Source organism: Clostridium acetobutylicum ATCC 824 (assembly GCF_000008765.1).
In the GTDB taxonomy this organism is placed as follows: domain Bacteria; phylum Bacillota; class Clostridia; order Clostridiales; family Clostridiaceae; genus Clostridium_S; species Clostridium_S acetobutylicum.
This window is the reverse complement of record NC_003030.1, coordinates 2,106,327-2,126,236: the sequence shown is the minus strand read 5'-3', so window position 1 is coordinate 2,126,236 and position 19,910 is coordinate 2,106,327. Positions and strand designations below refer to the sequence as shown.

Here is a 19,910-nt window from a genome sequence, read left to right as displayed (position 1 = left end):
ATGAATTGTGAAGCAAAGGAAGTTTATTTCGAACAAAGAGGTGACATAGGATACATTGTTATAAATAATGCTCCGGAAAATATGATAACATTATCATTGCTTGAGGAATTTTCCAATATAGTAGAAAATAGTATTATAAATTCTAAAATAAAAGGTATTATTATTACAGGTAAAGGAAGACATTTTAGTTCTGGAACTGACATAGGAAAATTAAAGCAGACTATTTTAAAAACAGCTTATATTAAAGAAAATAATAGCCTTGTTGAGTGTTCTGAATTTAAAAGGTACATTGATGCACTTAGTAGTTTATATTCGATTAATATTCCAGTGATAAGTGCAATTAACGGATTATGTATTGGTTCAGGATTTGAAATAGCGCTACATAGTCATATTAGAATTTGCAGCAAGGGAAGTATTGTTGGCTCTCCAGAATCAACATTTGGACTTATGCCAGGTCTTGGAGGAATATCAAGATATGTGCAATTATGTGGCTTAGGGAAGGCACTTGAATTGGTTTTATCAGGAGACTTACTTTCTGTTAATGAGGCACTTGAAATTGGGATAATAGACAAAATAGTTAAAAAGAATGAAATTAGTGATTATTGTAATAGGTTGATGGAATATATTTTGAAAAATGAAATGATATATTCAAAATCAAAAATTAATTCATACATAAAGTTGTGTGATTAAAATGTGGGGGAATGCGTTTATGAATAATTATGTTAAATTGTTGGGAATAGGTGCTTGCCTTCCTGGGAATCCAATAAAATTTGAGGATATAAATAATTACATTGGACAAATACCTAATGCCCCTAAGAAAATAAAAACGTGGATATCAAGAGTTCAGCCAATTATGAAGGAAATGCTAGGGATAGACTATTGTTACTATGCTTTTAATGGTAAAACGCGTAAATTTGACGAAGATAATCTTAGCTTGTCTGTAAAAGCGTCTAAGTTGGCATTACAAGATGCAAAAATAAAACCACAAGATATCGATCTTTTAATTTATGCCGGAAATTATTCGTACCAAATGCCACCTATTTCAACTAGGATACAAGAAGAATTAGGGATTGACATATGCAGTGAGTATCATATCCATTCAAACTGCTCATCAATATATAAAGCTATAAAATTAGCAGATACCTTTTTAAAAAGTGGTGAGTATAAAAATGCCTTGGTAGTATCCTCCATGGTTTCTAGTGCACATTTCATACCTGAATATTATAATCAACAGAAAGTTACTAAGGAAGATGTTTTTTTAAGATGGTATTTGTGTGATGGTGCAGGTGCGGTTGTGCTTTCAAGCAAAGATACAGTTGATAATGGTTTTTATCTTAAAAATACATATGTGGAATCAGCAGGTGGGAAAAAGGAATCTGTAATGGGAAATAATTTTCCAAGCTATTTTAGTAATCCATTAACTGCTTATGAAAATGGAGAACATCATATTAGACAAGTCACATTAGACAAAATGCGTAAATATGTTGTTGATGAAAATGGTAAAACAATTTTTTATAATGCTTTAAAAAGAATGTTAGATAAGCAGAAAATAGATTTATCGACATTAAAGTATTTTATGGTTAACATGCCGTCTAAATTTGTTCGTGAGTATATAACAAACGAATGTGTTGGACTAGGAATTTCACCCGATAAGTTCTATAGTGTATCTCAAAAAATAGGTTATGCAGGTCCTCCAGCTGCAATAATATCCCTTGATAGGTTATTAAAAAATAATGACTTTAAAAATAATGACTTGATATTTAGCTTTGTACTAGAAGTAAGTAAGTTTATGCAGGGGGGCTTTACAATACAGTATATAAAAGAATGATAGGGGAGATGAGTGGAATGAATATATTATTAGTTAATCCAGTTATACCTAATAAGCATAGGATATTAGAATTTTGCAATGATGAAGCAAGAAAAGCTGTTGATAAAAGAGTATTGGTGGGACCACCATTAGGCTTAAATATGCTAGCTGGAGTGGTACCTAATGATAATGTTATTATAATTGATCAAAAGGCTGAAACGGATATGAATCCCAATTATGATGCTGCAGACGATCTTGAGAAAAACATAAGGGAGTTTAAACCTGATATTGTAAGTTTTACGTGTTTAACGGCACAATATAATGGAGTATTAAAATTATTAGAATTAGTGAAAAGAATAAATAGTAAAATTATTACAACAGTAGGAGGGATTCATCCAACCTCTGCACCTCAGGATTTTGTAGGTTCAAAAGCAGACATAATATCTATTGGACTAGGAAAACATAGCTACTATAGCATAGTTAAAGAATTAAAATTAAATCGTGACAATCCGAATTTCTCAAGGATACCTGGTATAGCTTTAAATAGAGGAAATAGCTTATATTATACTAGATCACTTGGAGAATTTACATACAAAGAATTTAAAGAAAATTATTTGTTGGATGAAGTTTTACCAAATAGAGATTTAACAGATAAGTATAATTATACTATACCAAAGGTTAATAAAACAATTCACTATTTAAGTACTTCGGAGGGATGTACGAATAAGTGTAATTTTTGTTATTTGTGGAAAATGACAAATGGTCATTTTTATCATCGATCAGTTGATGCAATAATACAAGAAATCAAGAAAATGGATAAATATAATGTAATAAGATTTTGTGATGCTAATACCTTTGGTGATGTTAATAAGGCAAAGGTATTGTTTAACAGAATTATTGAAGAGGGATTAAACAGAAATCATATTTATATGGGCGATGTTAGAACAGATACAGTAGTAAAATATCCTGAGATTATAGAATTAGCATCTAAGGCAGGATTAAGAATAACTATTTGCGGACTTGAAGCAACTAGTGATGAGGAATTAAAGGAGTATGGCAAAGATAATTCTATTGAAAACACTAAAAAAGCTTTAAAAATATTAAACGAAGCAAATATTTATGTAAATGGAAATTATATAATTAAGCCTAGTTATGATGAGAGGGATTTTGAGCGTGTGGGTAAATTCATAGATGAAAATCCAATATATAATTCAGCTTTTACAATTCTAACTCCATTTCCAGGTACCGAACAATGGGAGAAGTTACAAAGTGAAATAGTTATTAAAGATTATGATTATTATAATTTGACAAATTCTGTATTGAGAACAAAGCTTTCTGAGAAAGAGTTTTATTTAAAAATATCAGAATTATATAATTTTAGTGGTAAATCTGCTCAAAAGTATTTTGCTAAGTATGGAAATATGACACTCGATAGATTAATTTGTGGAAATAATTAGAGGAGAAATTATGGAAATAGGGATAATTGGTAAGGGGAAAATGGGAAGAGATATATTTAATTATATTTCAATGTTTGATTATAAAGTTATTTTAATTTGTAGACAAGCAGAGCAGGTGGAAGAAGTAAAAAGTTCAATTGAAAAACAGCTAAGAAAAAAGCTTAAAAGAAATTTGATTACAGAGGAGGAGTATAACTCAAAGAAGGATGCATATAAGGTTACAGATAATATACAGGATTTGAAAAATTGCGATATTATAATTGAAGCAATTTATGAAGATGAAGTTCTTAAACAAAATATTTTAGGAGATGTTGAAAAGATTGTTAAAGATGAGTGCATATTGGCAACAAATACGTCATCTATTCCATTGGAGATTGTTTTTGCTAAGTGTGTAAAAAAAGAACGCTGCTTAGGGTTACATTTCTTCTTTCCAGTGAAAATCATTGATTTTGTGGAGATTAATGAATTAAGGTGCACAGAATCAAGGTATGTAGAAACGATAGTTCAATTTCTAACTACTATTGGCAAAACATCACTTGATCTGGATGAAAAATCAAATTTTGTATTGACTAGGATTTTAACTACAATAGTAATTCAAATTTATGTTATATACAAAGAGAATTATTTAAGTATAGAACAGATTGAAAAAGAGGTAAAACAGAATTTTTTAACCTTCGGTGGATTTGAAATAATAGATGCAACAGGTATTAATATTATAATAAAGGCTATAGAAAATTTTAATTCTCCACGTTATGAAAAACTTTATAATATTTTACACTACAATGCAAAGAAAGCTTTAGAACAAGGTTTTGCTGGTGGAAGTAATAATAAGGGAATTATAGAGTATGAATTAAAGTATTTAAAAAAACCTTTTAAATTGAAAGAAGATGAACTAGATAAATATAAGAAAAATGTGATATTGAGATTACAAAGTCTTCTTATAAATGAAATGGCATTTTATATAAATAATACTGGAATTCAGAAGCAAAAAATAAGTAATGCTATAGAGGAAGTACTTGGGTTGAGAGAAAATCCAATAGCCATGTTAAAGAGAATAGGCATAGAAGAAGTTAAAACAAGCCTTGTAAGTAGTTACAAAGCACAGGAAAATGAACTTTATTACCCAGTAGAGTTACTTGCTCTTATATGATGGTTTATTTGTATAGGTATATAATACACAAAATAGTAATTAAGTAGGAGTATGATAAAATGGAAAGCTATAACAAAACTGTAATTACTGGTATGGGGATGATTACATCCGTTGGATTGAATTTAAAAGATACTTGGAATAACTTGGTGAAAGGAGTATCTGGAGTAACAACGATAACTTCATTTGATACAAAGAGCATAGATACACATATAGCGGCACCAGTAAGTGATGAGTTTGAAGAGTTAGCTAAAGTCCAAATTCCCAAAAAAGATAGAAAGAGAATGACAAGATCAACAAGAATGTTAATGGTAGCAGTTAATGAAGCAGTTAGTGCGGCGAATATAAATTTTGAGAACTATGATAAAACTCGTATAGCTGTCATTATGGGTATAGTATCTACTGGATATGATGAGGTAGAGAAGAAGGCTGGGAATATGCATATGGTGGTAAAATCAATGCCAAATTCGCCTAGTGCCTGGGTATCACTTAAATATGGATTAGAAGGGCCAAATTTTAGCGTATCAACCGCCTGCGCTTCTTCAGCGTATGCAATAGGACTAGGACAGCAGATGATAAAGTCGGGACTTGCAGATGTTGTTATTGTAGGAGGAGTAGATTCTCATATTAATGCTGAGTATATCGATGGATTTAATAAAATAATGGCTATGTCTACTAGAAATGATTCACCATCGACAGCTTCTCGTCCATTTAGTTTGTCTAGAGATGGATTTGTTATGGGTGAAGGTGCTGGAGTAATGGTATTAGAAGCTGAAAAGATTGCAAGGGCTAGAAATGCTAAGATTTATGGTGAACTAGCAGGATATGCTATAACCAGTGAAGCTGTCGATATAACTGCACCTAAAAAAGATGGAGAGGGTATGTTGAAGACCATGCAAATGGCACTCAATAATGCCAATATTAATCCTTATGAAGTAGATTACATAAATGCACATGGTACATCTACTTATTTAAATGATAAATATGAGACATTTGCAATAAAGAAGTGTTTTGGTGAAAGAGCAAAGGAAGTACCAGTATCATCATCTAAGTCAATGATTGGACATACCATCGCTGCATCAGGGGTTATAGAAGGAATTATAACAGTAATGAGTATATGTAGTGGAGTTATTACTCCAACAATTAATTATCAGGATGCGGATCCAGAATTAGATCTTGATTATGTTCCTAATCATTCTAGAGCACAGGATATCCACATAGCATTATCGAATTCTTTTGGGTTTGGTGGACACAACGCAACAGTAGTGTATAGAAGATATTAAAGTTTTTATAATTGATAATAAAAACTTTTTAATGAAGTATATTCTTATTAAGAACCTATAAGGAGATGTATCTGTTGAAAAAAGTAATGTTTGTAAGTTTTCCGGCAGATGGCCATTTAAATCCGACCATTAAATTATGTAAGGAATTATCAGATAACAATGTAGGAATAATTTACTATACATTTGATAAGTATTTTAAAAATTTTAATGAAGTGGAAAATATTGAACTTAATAGTTATCCAAAAGAATTTGTAAGTGAGTTTGAAGTTTTTGGTAATAAGGCTAACAAACTGAATAAAAATTTAGTAGGAGCGCTATATATGTTATATTTTTGCAGTAATGAATTAATGCCATTTATGCTTGAAGAAATAAAAAAAAACAAGCCTGATTTGGTTATTTGTGACACCTTTGGTATATGGGGTAAAATGGCAGCACGCCATTGTAAAGTTCCATTAGCAATATTTAGTGCGTTCTTTCTTGAAAATATGAATGATAAAATACCAACTCAGTTGATTATTTCGATACTATTACATATACCTCAATTATTAAAAGCTATGAGCATAAAACTTAAAATGGATAAGAGGTATGGTAAAATATGTGACAGGCCATCAGATATTTTGAGTGATCAACATGAATTTACAATTGTTACAACATCCAAAGAGTTTCACCCTAATGGTAATAAATATGGTTGTAATGTAAAATTTATAGGTCCTGCTAATAATGATATTAGTTATAATCATGTTGAAAAAGATACAATATTTATAAGTTTGGGTACAGTTTCTTCTAGTGATAGCTTTTGGAATATTTGTATTAATGCGGTGGCAGGGCTAGGATATAATGTTGTTGTATCCTTAGGTGGAAACAAAAACAATAAAGTTAAAGAAATAAATGGGTATGATAACGTAAAAATATATGAGAAGCTGGGTTTAGAGGAATATAAGAATGTAGTAAGGAAATCTGTATTGTTCATATCTCATGGGGGGTTTAATAGTATTAGTGATGCCATTGTATATGATACACCATTATTAATTTATACTGATACATTAGAGAGATATAATAATGGAAAGGCGGCTGAAGAAAGAAATTGTGGAAGGGTTTACAAATATAAAAAGTTAAATGAAAAACAATTAAGGAAAGAAGTTATTGAGATAATAAAAGATTCTAGTATAAAAGATGGTTTAAAATGCTGCAGAGAAGAATTTTTTAAGTCTATGGGATATAAAAAAGTAGTTCAAGAACTGATTAGAAAATTTAATTTAGAGGAAAAGCATGAATAAAAGAAATGTTATAAAGTATGTACTAATAATTAAATTAGATGATTATTACAGCATATTTGTAGGAAGTAAAGTGTAGGGGGCAGATATTGGAGAAAAACAATGGATGGGTTAGAGGATATAAAAGAAAAGTTGTATTTTAATGCAGTAACTTACTTGGAAGGATGCAATGTTTGGGTTATTAATGTTAATCAAATTCGTTGCTATTTTCAGCAAATAGTAAAAACTTTATCACAGGAGGAAATTACAAGAAGTAATGTAATTAAGAATAAAAAAATCAGAGAATTATTTTGCTTGCGAAAGGGAATAACACGCATTCTTATAAGTGAATATCTTGAAATCAACTATTGGGAAATTTGCTATTATTACAATGAGTACAACAAACCTTATGTTTATTGTAATAATAACCAAAAAATATATTTTAATATTTCTCATTCAAAGGAGTACCTTGTAATTGGAATATCTAAAGCTCATGAGATAGGAGTAGATGTAGAGAAAATAGTATTAAAGCCTCGAACTTTACCTAAGGAGATATTTACATATCAAGAGCTTCAATTATTTAATAAGTATGATGAGATATATAAAAATCAAGCTGCGTATAAGATGTGGGTTCAAAAGGAAGCAATATGTAAAGCCTTGGGAGTTGGGATAACCATTGAACTTAATCAATTTTCTGTTAGAGTAAATCCATGTTTGGGGTATCAAGAATATTATATATATGTGGATAGTTTTAAGTGTCATATTAAAGTTAAAGTATATCTTAAAAATGAATATGCTTTTGCAATAGCATTGATAAAATGATTAGGGAGTAATTTTATTTTAAAAAGGAGGTGTAAGGTATGAAACGTAAATATAAGATGGCCAAAATGTCCGATAGCTTTATGTTTGGATTGGATGGTAAGATACTATGCAATACTCTATATTATGTAATAAATGTTGGCCACAACTTTAATATTGAAGCGTATAAAAAAAGTTTAAAATATGTAGTTAGAGATTTGCCCATTTTATCATGTAAATTTTCCTTAGGATTTTGGAGAGATAGGTGGGAATATATTAGTGACTTTGATGTTGAACAAATATTTCAAGAAATATATTTGGAAGAAGATTTTTCCCATGATAAAAATAGCTTTTATGAAACTGCATTTTCTAAATTTATTGAATTAAAAAATAATTGTATAGATATAACTAAAGAAGCTCCATTTAAGATAAAAGTATTTTGCACTAAGCAGTTAGAAAGTAAAGTAGTAGTTTGGGAACTTCATCATACTGTAACTGATGGAAGAGGTATGCTGCAAATAATAGAATTAGCAGGTAAATATTATAATAGTATTTTAAATGGGAAGAATGCAGATAAAGGTGAGAGTAGTAAAAAAAGTTTTAAGGATGAATTTTTTACAACCACTGCTAATGTTTTAAAAGTTATCTTTTATACTGCTAAAAATCTGCTTAAGAGGAATACCATACCTAAATTGGAACCAGTACTTGAATTAGAAGAAATTCAAGCTGGGGATGATAAATATGGAAGCATGAGTTTAGAAAAATTTAAAATAGATCTTGATGAAATTAATAAATTGAAGTCTTTATATGGTGTATATAAATTTACTATAAATGATATTATTCTTCATAATATTTTAAAATTTAACATGAATTATGGCTTGAATTTAAAAAAATGCAACACTTATATTAAAACAGACGTGAGAATTGATATAAGAAAGTATTTGAAAACAAAGGGGCTTAGCATTGGAAATTATTCTGTTCCTAAGACAATATACATAAAAAGTGATGATTTGTTTAATATACCACAAATACATAACTGCTTTAAAGATTTTAAGAATAGCTGTGTAGGATTAAAAGTATTTTATTCATATTACATATTAGGTATATTTCCAGTTAGGTTCATTAGACATCTATTGTCAAAGATGACAGAAAAGTTTCTAATAGACTCCTATGCAGGGATGTCATCGACTAATGTAGGAAAAATAGATGAATATGTAAAGCCATATGGAGAAATTATAGATGACATATTTTTTATACCTTGCGGTGGTTCGTATTCATTTCCTTTGATGTGCATATCTGGGTACAAGAATAAACTTACAATAAGTTTTATTAGGTATAATGACAAAAATAAATTAACCCAAAAAGTAAAAAATGATTTTGAGAAAATTTTATATGAAGATTTAAAAAAAGTGAAAAAATCATTATAAATATAAAAGTCAATTGTTTAAAGGGGAACGAATGATGGAAAATAAATGTTATAAAGCTACAATTCATGAAAGCTTTTTTTGCTCAATAGACAGAAATATGCTAGGAAGTACCATTTATTATATATTTTACCTAAATGATAATTTTAATATTGAGATTTATAAAAAGGCAGTTACGTATGTAGTAAAAGCGGTACCTATACTATCATGCAAGTTTTCAGAAGGCTATTGGAGAGATAAATGGCAACAAATTAAAGAGTTTAATGTAAGTCAAATATTTAAGAAAATACATATTCAAAGTGAAGTGGCTGATAAGGAAGCTTTTAATGAATTGGCTTTTTCTGAGTTTATTAAATTAAAGGATAAACACATAGACATAAAAAATGAGTCTCCTATTAAAATAACGGTATTTTATAACAGCCAAAGTAAAAATAAAATGATTACCATTGGAATGCATCATTCGGTAGCAGACGTAAGAGGGTGGCTGGAGATAATATGTTTAATTGGACAATGCTACAATCTAATATTAGAAAAAAAATTAAATAATCAGCCTGCGCTGGTTTCAAAAATAACTAAGCCTATTTTTCACATAAGCATAAAAGATAATATAAATATGCTCCGCGGAACTATTAAAAATTTATTTGAAACTAATCGAATTAGTGAGATGGATCCATTAATTAAAAAGGAAAAAATTAAAACTGTAAATGTTGACTGTAATACCATGAGTGTAGAAAAAATAAATTTAGGTGAGACTGAAGTAAAAAAGTTAAAAGCCTACTATAAAGGATATGGATTCACTATAAATGATATAGTACTTCATTTACTTTTGAAATTTAATAAAAAATATAATTCGGCATTAGAAAAAAGCAATAAATATATTGAAACTGGAATGAGAATAGATATTAGAAAATATATTAGAACTAATAAAAAATTTATTGGGAATTACTCGTTTTTACAGTATGTATGGATAAAAGATGCAGATGTTGAAGATATTGAAAAAGTTAATGAGAAACTGAAGAGGATAAAAAGATATCCTATGGGGTTGAGTGCTTTTTACAAGTTTTATTTATTTTTAATATTACCTACTGAAATTATGAGAAAAGAAGTACTAAAGAGAAAAGGTGAAGTTGTAGATGAGTTATATTTGGGAATGACATCAACTAATATTGGCAAAATGGATAAGTATCTCGAGCCATATAAAAAATTTATGGAAGATGCATTTGTAATTCCATGTGGTTTTGCTGAAGGGTTTCCATTAATGTGTATTACAGGTTACAAAAATAAAATAACAATAAATTTTATTAGGTATAATGACAAAGATGGACTAACTAGGAGGGTAAAGTATGATTTTAAGAAAATACTAGATGAAATTATTCTATAAATGTGGTGTATAAAACTACATGATCAAATTTCTATATGTAAAAAGGGAGGGTAACAATAATGAGAATACTTATTAAATATGTATTTAAGTCAATGTGGGAAAAAAAATTAAGATCATTACTGGTTATATTTGCTATAGCAGTATCGGTATCACTATTTTATTCTTCTTTGTCAGTTAAAAATAGCTTATCAGACATATATACAAAAAGGATAAGGCAGCAAGTAGGAAATGCAGATATAACAGTTCAAACTAAAGATAGTTCTAGTTCAAAATATATAGATTATAAATTAGCAGATAAATTGAATGAAAAACTTTCATATGCAATACACGAAGTTAATGGAGTATGCAGTTATGAAATAAATTCTAAAAAATACGATACATTAAGTTTAAAAGGTATAAATTTAAGTGACTATAAGAAAATGAATGATTTCCTTTTAGTCAGTCAGAAAAATGTTAAGCCTTTTAAAGGAAATAAAATTATTATTAGTAGTACTACTGCTAAGGCTTATAACCTAAAGTCCGGTAGCACCATGAATATTAAAATTAATGGTACAACTTATAAATTTGAAATTGTTGGTATTGCAGCACAAGAGGGGATATTTTTAGATGAATCTATACAGAGATATGCAATTATTCCATTTGATAGTCTAAGTAATTATTTTAAGACAGATGGTAAGGCTAATGAATTGTATATTAAATCAAATGGAAGAGAAAGTAAGGAAAAGCTAATATCAAAGCTAAAAAGTATTTATCCTAAGTATGAAGTGAAGGAGCCTTTTACACAAGAACAATTAAATGAAAATCTATCAACCATTACAATATCTTTAATATTTATAACTATAATTGCTAGTTTTATGAGTATATTTATAATTTATTCATCCTTCAAGATTATTATGATAAATAAGCTGCCCCATATTGGTACCTTTAGAAGTGTTGGAGCAACTAAAAAAAGTGTTAATAAGGTTATGCTTATGGAAAGTATGGTGTTTGGAATAATTGGAGGAGTACTTGCAGGGGTTGTTGGTATAGGAATAACGTATGCTCTTACTTTGTTTTCCACATCCAGTGAATTGCAAGGAATGGTTAAAGTTAATATATCATATATGAATCTTTTAATTAGCTTTATTCTAGCTAATGTTATTAGTTTTATAAGTAGTATTATTCCTATAATGAATGTTTCAAATATACCAATTAAAGAGGTTGTATTAAATAATATATCAGAACATAAGGAGAGTAGTAACAAAAAAGGAATTATTGGAATAGTTTTGGTAATCATTTCAGCTATTTTACCTAAGTTTGTTCCTGTTAAGTTTGTGGAAATAGGATCATTAATTTCCGTTGTATGCATATTTGTAGGTATATTATATGCTTTTCCGTTACTATTTAAAGCATTAATAAAAGTTCTAAAAACGCCTTTCTCTTTATTGTTTGGAAGTATAGGCAAAATTTCTATTGGAAATATGAGAAATAATAAAAGCATTTTAAATATCACAACTTTAATTGTCATTGGTGTTGGTGTACTGCTTATGGTTAATACATTATGTAAAAATATGACGGTACAGCTCATAGATTCAATAGCTAATATACAAACTTATGATATTGGAATATCATTCCCCAATTTAAATAAAAGCGATGTTGAAACTATAAAAAAAGATTCAAATGTTAAAGATGTATTAGGCTTGAACTGTGTGCAAAATGTTAAAGTAAAAAACTCAAAGGATTCAATTAGTCTAATAGATGGTGTTTCGGGAGATAAGTACTTTAATTACAGAAAAATAAATTTAGTAGGAAATAAGGAAGCATTGCTCAAAAAATTAAAGTCAGGAAGAAATATAATAGTAAGTAAAATACTACAAAAAAGATATGACTTAAGCATGAATAGTAAGTTGTCTTTAGAGTTAAATGGTAAGAAACGAAATTATACTGTAATTGGTTTTGCAGATACTTATATGACACAAGGAAGTTTTGCTATGATATCAGTCAGATATTTGCAAAAGGATACAGGGGATTATAATTATGTAGCTGCTTACATTCATGTAAGAGACAATGTAAAAGTCTCAAAGGTAAATGATAAATTAAAGAAGACTTATAAAGATTATTACCCAAACATAGAGGTTACAAGCACATTTAAGGAAAATTTTAAAAATTCTATGCAGCAGTTAAGTATGATGATTGAGGGCTTTTCTATAATATCTATCATAGTAGGCTGTTTTGGAATAATAAATAATTTTGTTATAAGTTTTATAGAAAGAAAACATAGTATAGCTGTTTACAGATCTATTGGTATGAAGAAAAAACAAGTTATGAAAATGATTTTTGTAGAAGCATTAATTATAGGTTTAACATCAGGTGCAGTAGGTGTATTAGTAGGCATTATTTTAATAAATATAATTCCTATGTTTCTAGAAATAGCTAAGGTAGCAATGCCTATAAGTTATTTTCCCAAAGATTTTATTATATATGTAATTGGTGCTGTTTTGATTTCTATGTTAGCTTCTATTGGTTCGGCTAGAAATGTATTAAAAATGAATATAGTTCAAGAGATAAAAAGTGAATAATTATAAAAGTTATTTGTTTATGCTTTAGAGGTGGTATTTTGTAAGAATACTTATAAAATATATAAACTAGGAGTGAAATTTATATGAAGGTAACAGTTTTAAATGGAAGTCCCAAAGAAGCGTGTAATACTGTAACTATGAAATATGTAGAATTTCTTGAAAAAAGTTTTGCAAAACATAGTTTTACCTATATAAACATAACACGTAATATAAGGAGGTTAGAAAATGATGAGAAGGAGAGGCATAAGATAATTGATAAAATTAAAGAGGCGGATGTTGTTATTTGGGGATTTCCTGTATATCTAGGTTTAGTACCAGCAGGATATAAAAGGTTTATTGAATTGATTTTTGAAAATAATATGGCTGAAGTGTTTAGGGATAAATATGCGGTAATAATTACAACATCAGTACACTATTTTGATATAGCAGCAATAAAATATGTGCATGCTATAATTGATGATTTAAATATGAGATATGTAGATTATTATTCAGCTGAGATATTTGATTTGACCAATGAAGAAAAGAAAAACAATTTTTATTCTTTTGGCAAAATAGTTTTTGACGATATTGAAAATCAAAAGTACCATCCACGTAGATATAATCCAATAATAAAAACAGTTAAGGAATATAATCCAGAATATAATGAATTCAAAATTGATAATAAAGGTAAGAAAATTGTTGTTGTAACTGATTCTATGAATTTAAATAAAAATATTGGAAAAATGGTAAGTAAGTTTGTAAGTATTACTAATGCAGATTTGATTAATATATCTGACATAAAAATAAATGGCGGATGTGTTGGGTGTATGCATTGTGTATATGATGGCAGCTGCATTTATAGTGGTAAAGATGATATTGGCATGGTATACGAAAAAATTAGAAGCTATGACATTATAGTTTTTGCAGGGGAAATTGAAAATAGATATTTATCTGCACGATGGAAGCTGTTTATAGATAGAAGATTTTACAAAAATCATCAGCCAAATTTTGCAAAAAAACAATTGGGATATTTAGTTTCTGGTGAATTGAGACAAGTGCAAGATTTAACTGATAGTATTCAAACACTTGCAGAATTTGAAAGATGTAATTTGGTGGAAATAGTTACAGATGAGATTTCAACATCAGCTGAAATAGATAAAAATATTTTGGAGTTCTCAAAAAATTTAGTTAAATGTTCTACTTTAAACTATGTTAAGGAAAGAACATTTTTAGGTGTTGGGGGTCATAAAGTATTTAGAGATATGATTTGGGGAGAGTATAGAATGATATTTAGTGCAGATCATAGGTATTATAAAAAAAATAAGTATTATGATTTTCCACAGTATAATTATGAAAATAGAATTAGAAACTTTATTATGTCTATTTTTCTTAAAATACCTCCTATCAGGAAAAAAATTATAGATTCACTTGGTACTACAGTTCTTAAATATTTGGACAAGAAAGTAATTAAAATACAATAATATTAGTAAATTCGAGGTGATAGTATTATGAAGAAATTAATGCTTGGTAATGAGGCTATTGCTAGAGGAGCTTATGAAGCAGGGGTTACTGTAGCAACAGCGTATCCTGGAACTCCAAGTACAGAAATTACGGAAAGTATTGCAAAATACCATGAAGTATATGCAGAATGGTCACCCAATGAAAAAGTTGCCTTGGAAGTGGCAATTGGGAGTTCAATTGGGGGAGCAAGAGCTTTGTGCTCTATGAAACATGTCGGCTTAAATGTAGCTGCTGATCCATTATTTACAGTATCATATACAGGTATTAATGGTGGACTAGTTATTGTTGTGGCAGATGACCCAGGAATGCATAGTTCCCAAAATGAACAAGATAGTAGACGATATGCAAAGGCTGCTAAAATACCAATGCTGGAGCCATCAAGTAGCCAAGAATGTAAAGAATTTGTAAAAGAGGCATATGAAATAAGCGAAAGGTTTGATTGCCCAGTAATTATACGTTTATCCACACGAATTGCTCATTCTCAAGATATTGTTGAAATTAATGAAAGATGTAAATGTGATATTAAGGATTACATAAAAGATATTAATAAATATGTAATGGTTCCTGCAATAGCAAAAGTACGACATATTAAAGTCGAAAGTAGAATGAATAAATTAGTAAGTTTTAGCGAATCATCACAGTTAAATAATATCGAGTGGGGAAAAAGAAATATAGGAATAATTTCAAGTGGTATTGCTTATCAATATGCAAGAGAAGTATTTAAAGATGTGTCATATCTAAAAATTGGCATGGTTTATCCTTTACCACGAGAGATAATTGAAAGGTTTGCAAATAAAGTAGAAGAACTATATGTTATTGAAGAGCTGGAACCTTTTATTGAAGAATACATAAAGGAATTAGGAATTAAAGTAATAGGTAAGGAAGTTTTGCCTATGGTTGGGGAATTAAATTCGGAGATTATAAATAATAGTTTTTCTAGTAAAAAACCTACTGTTAATAAAAAAATAGCTAAAGATATTATTGCACGACCTCCTGCTATGTGTCCAGGATGTCCTCATAGAGGAATTTTTTATGTTTTGAAAAAGTTAAAATTAAATGTAAGTGGAGATATAGGATGCTATTCATTAGGTGCATTATTGCCATTAAGATCTATTGATTCATGCATATGTATGGGAGCTAGTATTGGAATTGCACATGGTATGGAAAAAGCACGTGGTACTGAATTTATAAATAGAACTGTTGCCATTTTAGGAGATTCTACTTTTATACATTCCGGTATAACAGGATTAATTGATATTGTATATAATAAGGGAAATTCAACTGTCATTATACTTGATAATGCAGTTACTGCTATGACGGGATATCAATCTAATCCTACAACGGGTTATAATATTAAAAATGAAGCAACAAAAAAAGTAGAACTTGAAAAACTTTGCAGAGCAGTTGGAGTGGAGCGTATAAAAGTAGTAGATCCATTTAATGTTGATGAAGTTGAAAGTGTTGTAAAGGAAGAAATTGCAGCATGTGAGCCTTCTGTTATTATTGCAAGAAGAGAGTGCGAACGAATAAAAGAACATAAATCAAAGGCTATTCCTTTAAAAGTTAATCAAAGTAAATGTGTTAAGTGTAGAAAATGTCTTGAAATAGGATGTCCTTGTATTTGTATTGAAGATGAAGATATTGTAGTTAATAAATCATTGTGTATTGGGTGTAAATTGTGTATGAATATTTGTAAAATGGATGCTTTCGAGGAAGATGGTGATGTGAATGAGGAATATTAACATAATAATAGTCGGTGTTGGTGGGCAAGGTGCATTGTTAGCCAGTAAAATCCTTGGTAGAGTTGGTATGAAAAAGAATTATGATGTTAAGGTGTCTGAAGTTCATGGAATGAGTCAAAGAGGTGGAAGTGTTGTAACTTATGTTAGATTTGGTGAAAAACTTCATTCACCAATAGTGGAAAAAGGACAGGCAGATATAATATTAGCTTTTGAGGAACTTGAAGCACTTAGATGGATTGAATATTTAAATGAAAAGGGAATAGTTATTGTAAATACAGAGAAGATATATCCCCTTCCAGTAATTATAGGCAAAGAGAAATACCCAGATAATATAATTGATAGTATTAAGAGTGTATGCAAGAATACAATATCATTAGATTGCCTTAAAATATGTAAAAAGTACAAAAATATGAAGATTTCCAATATGGTTATTTTGGGGGCATTTTCAAGGGTTATGGATATTGAAAAGGAATTATGGATACAGTCAATAAAAGAAACTGTTCCACAAAGATTTTTAGATATAAATATGAAAGCATTTGAAGAAGGGAGAATGGAAAATTTATAAATAGAAGGTGGTATTTTTATGGATGAAAATCAGATTATGGATTCCATTAACAAGCATTGCTTGATGGTTAATGGAAAAAAGCAACTTCAGTGTGCAATTGCTTTTAAAATTGCTAAAGAATTCAATATAAGTGTATCTACTATTGGTACTTTATGTAATAAGAATAGTATAAAAATTAAGAATTGTCAGATTGGGTGCTTTTAATATTATGGAATTTGAGGTGAAGTTATAAAATGAAAACGGCTATTGAGGTGACGAATCTATATAAAACATTTAAGAATGATAAAATTGAAACTACTATTTTGAAAAATATACAAGTAACAATTAATGAAGGTGAATTTGTTTCCATAATGGGACCATCAGGTTCTGGAAAAAGTACGCTTCTTTATTTAATCGGAGGACTTGATAAGCCAACTTCCGGAAGTATAAAAATTAAGGGGAAAGATATAGCAGTAATGAGTGATAATGAAGCGAGTAATATGAGATGTAGGAATGTTGGATTTGTGTTCCAATTTTATAATCTGATTCCTAATTTGAGTGTTGAAGAAAATATATTATTGCCAATATTATTAGAAGGTAAAAGTGAAAAACTGTATAAGGAAAAACTAGATGAGATTCTTGAGGATATAGGATTATCAACGAAAAGGAAGTATACTCCTAAACAATTATCAGGTGGTCAGCAGCAAAGAGTAGCCATTGCGAGAGCTTTAATCAATGAACCTGATATTATCTTAGCAGATGAGCCTATTGGAAATTTAGATTCGAAAACAGGAAATGAAATCATGGAACTTTTACGTAAAATTAATAGGGAAAAGGGCAAGACAATAGTTCAGGTGACTCATTCACAAGAATCTTCAACGTATGGTAATAGAACGATTTTCTTAAAAGATGGTATGATACAGAATTAATAATTAGAATATAATTTTGTAAATGGAGTGGAAGTTCTATGAAAAAGAAAGTTTTATTTGTTGGTGAGGGAATAGCATTATCACATATTGTAAGACCAATGTATTTAGCTTCGTGTATAGACAAAGATAAATATGATATTGCTTTTGCTTGTAGTAAAAGGTACAAAAAATTTGTTTGCCATAAAATTGATAATTATTTTGAAATTTTTAGCTTATCACCAGAAGAATTTAATTCACGGATAGAAAAGCCATTTAAGGTATTTGATAAGAAAACTCTTATTAAGTATATAGATTGTGAAGAGAAGGTATTTTCTACATTTAAACCAGATTTGGTCGTTGGAGATATGAGAGTTTCATTAGGTATTTCTTTAAGGCAGGCTAATATACCATATATTAATATTGCCAATGCTTATTGGAGTCCCTTTTCTACACAAAAAAGGCAAACTCCAGAAATACCACTTTTAAGTAAGGTAAGCTTAAAAAATAAGGAAAGACTATTTAAAATAATGTTACCTCTAGTAACAAAAAGATATATTAAGGGTTTTAATGAGCTTAGGGTTAATGCTGGATTGCATCCTGTAAATTCAATGGAAGAGATGCATTGTAATGGAGATTTGAACTTATATTTAGATGTACCTTCTCTTGCTCCAACAAGGCCATTATCAAAGGAACATATGTATATTGGACCTATAACTGAGTTTGTTGATAATGAGCTTCCCACGTGGTGGAATAAAATAGATAGTATTAAGAAACCTATTATTTATTTTTCACTGGGTTCGACAGGAAACTTGGCATTATTGGGGGAAATAGTAAATGCCTTAAATAAACTTGATGTAACAGTTATCATGGCAACTGCTAATAGAATTTCTAATGAGATCCTTTCTGAAAAGTTTTTTGTTAGTGATTATATACCTGCATTGTTAGCAATAGAAAAATCAGATATAGTTATATGCAATGGTGGTTCTGGAAGTATATATCAAGCTCTTTCAAAGGGTAAACCATTAATTGGATTTCCAACTAATATGGATCAATGTCTTGCAATGAATATGGTTGAAAAAAAGGGGCTAGGGAAAGCAATAAGACCTAATATGGCTAAAAGTGATTTTATTGCAAATGAAATTATGAAAATGTTAAATAGTTTTCAGTACGCTAATAAGTTTTCTAAGATTAAAGAAGAGATACGCCGGTATGATGCAAAAAAATTATTTACAAAAGTGATTGAAGATTTTTTATAATCAGTACTTAAAAGATATATTATGAGGGGATAAATAATGAAAAATGAGTGCATAGAAATTCCACAAATGCTGTTAATCGGTGCAACAGGACGTAATATGGGGAAAACTACTCTTGCTACTGCAATAATAAAAAAATTTAAAGATAATTTTTGTGTTATAGGGTTAAAGGTTACAACCATAAGAGAGAAAAATGGTAAATGCCCTAGAGGAGGAGAAGGCTGTGGTGTTTGCTCTAGTTTAAAAGGCAATTTTCAATTACTTGAAGAAGTGAATTCTAACACAAATAAGGATACGGCATGTTTATTAAAAGCAGGTGCGGATAGGGTGTTTTGGCTTAAAACCTTGAAAAGTTATAGCTATGAAGCTATAAAATATTTTATTACGCAATTGCCAAAGAATACCTTAGTAATATGTGAATCAAATAGCATTCGTCATGTGGTTAGACCTGGTGGGTTTATAATGGTTAATAGAGAAGGTGTGAGTGCTATTAAAAAATCAGCAAGAGAAGTAATTGATTATGCTGATTATATTGTAAAGTATGATTTTGAAAATAACATTAGCGAAATAGTAAAAAAAGTAGATGTATTTAGAAGAGTAAATAACATAGAAGTGAAAATCAGAGAAAGCTAATCGGAAGTTTTATAATTTAAAGATTTTAAAGAGGAGAAGATTCATAATGCTTAAATATAATGATAATACAGCATATGAGGGAACTGTTTTAGCAATAGACAATTTTATGCCTGAGAGAAATAAAGATTATAAAACTCTTAAGGTAATTAACCAGATAAAAAAAAGCCTTTTGAAGTAGAAGTTTTTTTTGAAAGTTTATTTATAGTTGGAATAGATAAAAAT

The 19,910-nt window shown here is 29.2% G+C and carries 18 protein-coding genes; all 18 read left to right on the top strand.

What is annotated here, in order from left to right; all coding sequences use genetic code 11:
- The 18 genes from CA_RS10400 (at nt 1) to CA_RS20360 (ending at nt 19,866) form a co-directional block, all read left to right on the top strand.
- On the top strand, nt 1–690 hold the full coding sequence (locus CA_RS10400) for an enoyl-CoA hydratase/isomerase family protein (protein ID WP_010965312.1): 690 nt from the start codon (nt 1–3) through the stop codon (nt 688–690).
- 19 nt (nt 691–709) lie between these two features.
- Entirely contained in the window at nt 710–1,828 is a 1,119-nt protein-coding gene (locus CA_RS10395) for a 3-oxoacyl-ACP synthase III family protein (RefSeq protein WP_014518951.1), read from the top strand.
- Between the two features lie 17 nt (nt 1,829–1,845).
- Nucleotides 1,846–3,264, top strand: coding sequence for a B12-binding domain-containing radical SAM protein (locus CA_RS10390; RefSeq protein WP_010965310.1), 1,419 nt, complete (start codon nt 1,846–1,848; stop codon nt 3,262–3,264).
- A gap of 10 nt (nt 3,265–3,274) precedes the next feature.
- Complete coding sequence (locus tag CA_RS10385) at nt 3,275–4,414, top strand: 3-hydroxyacyl-CoA dehydrogenase family protein (RefSeq protein WP_010965309.1); 1,140 nt, start codon at nt 3,275–3,277, stop codon at nt 4,412–4,414.
- A 59-nt stretch (nt 4,415–4,473) separates the two neighbouring features.
- Nucleotides 4,474–5,694 carry a beta-ketoacyl-[acyl-carrier-protein] synthase family protein gene (locus CA_RS10380; protein ID WP_010965308.1) on the top strand — a complete coding sequence of 407 codons (1,221 nt, stop codon included), beginning with the start codon at nt 4,474–4,476 and terminating at the stop codon, nt 5,692–5,694.
- Between the two features lie 74 nt (nt 5,695–5,768).
- On the top strand, nt 5,769–6,971 hold the full coding sequence (locus CA_RS10375; RefSeq protein WP_010965307.1) for a glycosyltransferase: 1,203 nt from the start codon (nt 5,769–5,771) through the stop codon (nt 6,969–6,971).
- Nucleotides 6,972–7,070: 99 nt separating this feature from the next.
- Nucleotides 7,071–7,769 (top strand): 4'-phosphopantetheinyl transferase family protein, encoded by a 699-nt coding sequence (locus CA_RS10370; protein WP_010965306.1) that lies wholly within the window; start codon nt 7,071–7,073, stop codon nt 7,767–7,769.
- 38 nt (nt 7,770–7,807) lie between these two features.
- Entirely contained in the window at nt 7,808–9,172 is a 1,365-nt protein-coding gene (locus tag CA_RS10365; RefSeq protein ID WP_010965305.1) for a siderophore synthetase, read from the top strand.
- 34 nt (nt 9,173–9,206) lie between these two features.
- Nucleotides 9,207–10,550 (top strand): siderophore synthetase, encoded by a 1,344-nt coding sequence (locus CA_RS10360; RefSeq protein ID WP_010965304.1) that lies wholly within the window; start codon nt 9,207–9,209, stop codon nt 10,548–10,550.
- Between the two features lie 59 nt (nt 10,551–10,609).
- On the top strand, nt 10,610–13,108 hold the full coding sequence (locus tag CA_RS10355) for an FtsX-like permease family protein (protein WP_010965303.1): 2,499 nt from the start codon (nt 10,610–10,612) through the stop codon (nt 13,106–13,108).
- Nucleotides 13,109–13,191: 83 nt separating this feature from the next.
- A complete protein-coding gene (locus CA_RS10350; protein WP_010965302.1) occupies nt 13,192–14,568 on the top strand; it encodes an NAD(P)H-dependent oxidoreductase in 1,377 nt (458 codons plus the stop codon).
- Nucleotides 14,569–14,595: 27 nt separating this feature from the next.
- Nucleotides 14,596–16,350 carry an indolepyruvate ferredoxin oxidoreductase subunit alpha gene (gene iorA, locus CA_RS10345; RefSeq protein WP_010965301.1) on the top strand — a complete coding sequence of 585 codons (1,755 nt, stop codon included), beginning with the start codon at nt 14,596–14,598 and terminating at the stop codon, nt 16,348–16,350.
- Complete coding sequence (locus CA_RS10340; RefSeq protein ID WP_010965300.1) at nt 16,337–16,915, top strand: indolepyruvate oxidoreductase subunit beta; 579 nt, start codon at nt 16,337–16,339, stop codon at nt 16,913–16,915. The genes iorA and CA_RS10340 overlap by 14 nt, the downstream gene beginning before the upstream one ends.
- An 18-nt stretch (nt 16,916–16,933) precedes the next feature.
- Nucleotides 16,934–17,119: a hypothetical protein gene (locus CA_RS10335; RefSeq protein WP_010965299.1), complete on the top strand. Its 186-nt coding sequence runs from the start codon at nt 16,934–16,936 to the stop codon at nt 17,117–17,119.
- Nucleotides 17,120–17,148: 29 nt separating this feature from the next.
- The gene (locus tag CA_RS10330) at nt 17,149–17,823 is read left to right on the top strand and encodes an ABC transporter ATP-binding protein (RefSeq protein ID WP_010965298.1); all 675 of its coding nucleotides are present in this window, start codon (nt 17,149–17,151) and stop codon (nt 17,821–17,823) included.
- A 38-nt stretch (nt 17,824–17,861) separates the two neighbouring features.
- Complete coding sequence (locus CA_RS10325) at nt 17,862–19,058, top strand: glycosyltransferase (RefSeq protein WP_010965297.1); 1,197 nt, start codon at nt 17,862–17,864, stop codon at nt 19,056–19,058.
- Between the two features lie 36 nt (nt 19,059–19,094).
- A complete protein-coding gene (locus CA_RS10320; RefSeq protein WP_010965296.1) occupies nt 19,095–19,688 on the top strand; it encodes a hypothetical protein in 594 nt (197 codons plus the stop codon).
- Between the two features lie 46 nt (nt 19,689–19,734).
- Entirely contained in the window at nt 19,735–19,866 is a 132-nt protein-coding gene (locus CA_RS20360; RefSeq protein ID WP_010965295.1) for a hypothetical protein, read from the top strand.
- The last annotated feature ends 44 nt before the right edge of the window (nt 19,867–19,910 follow it).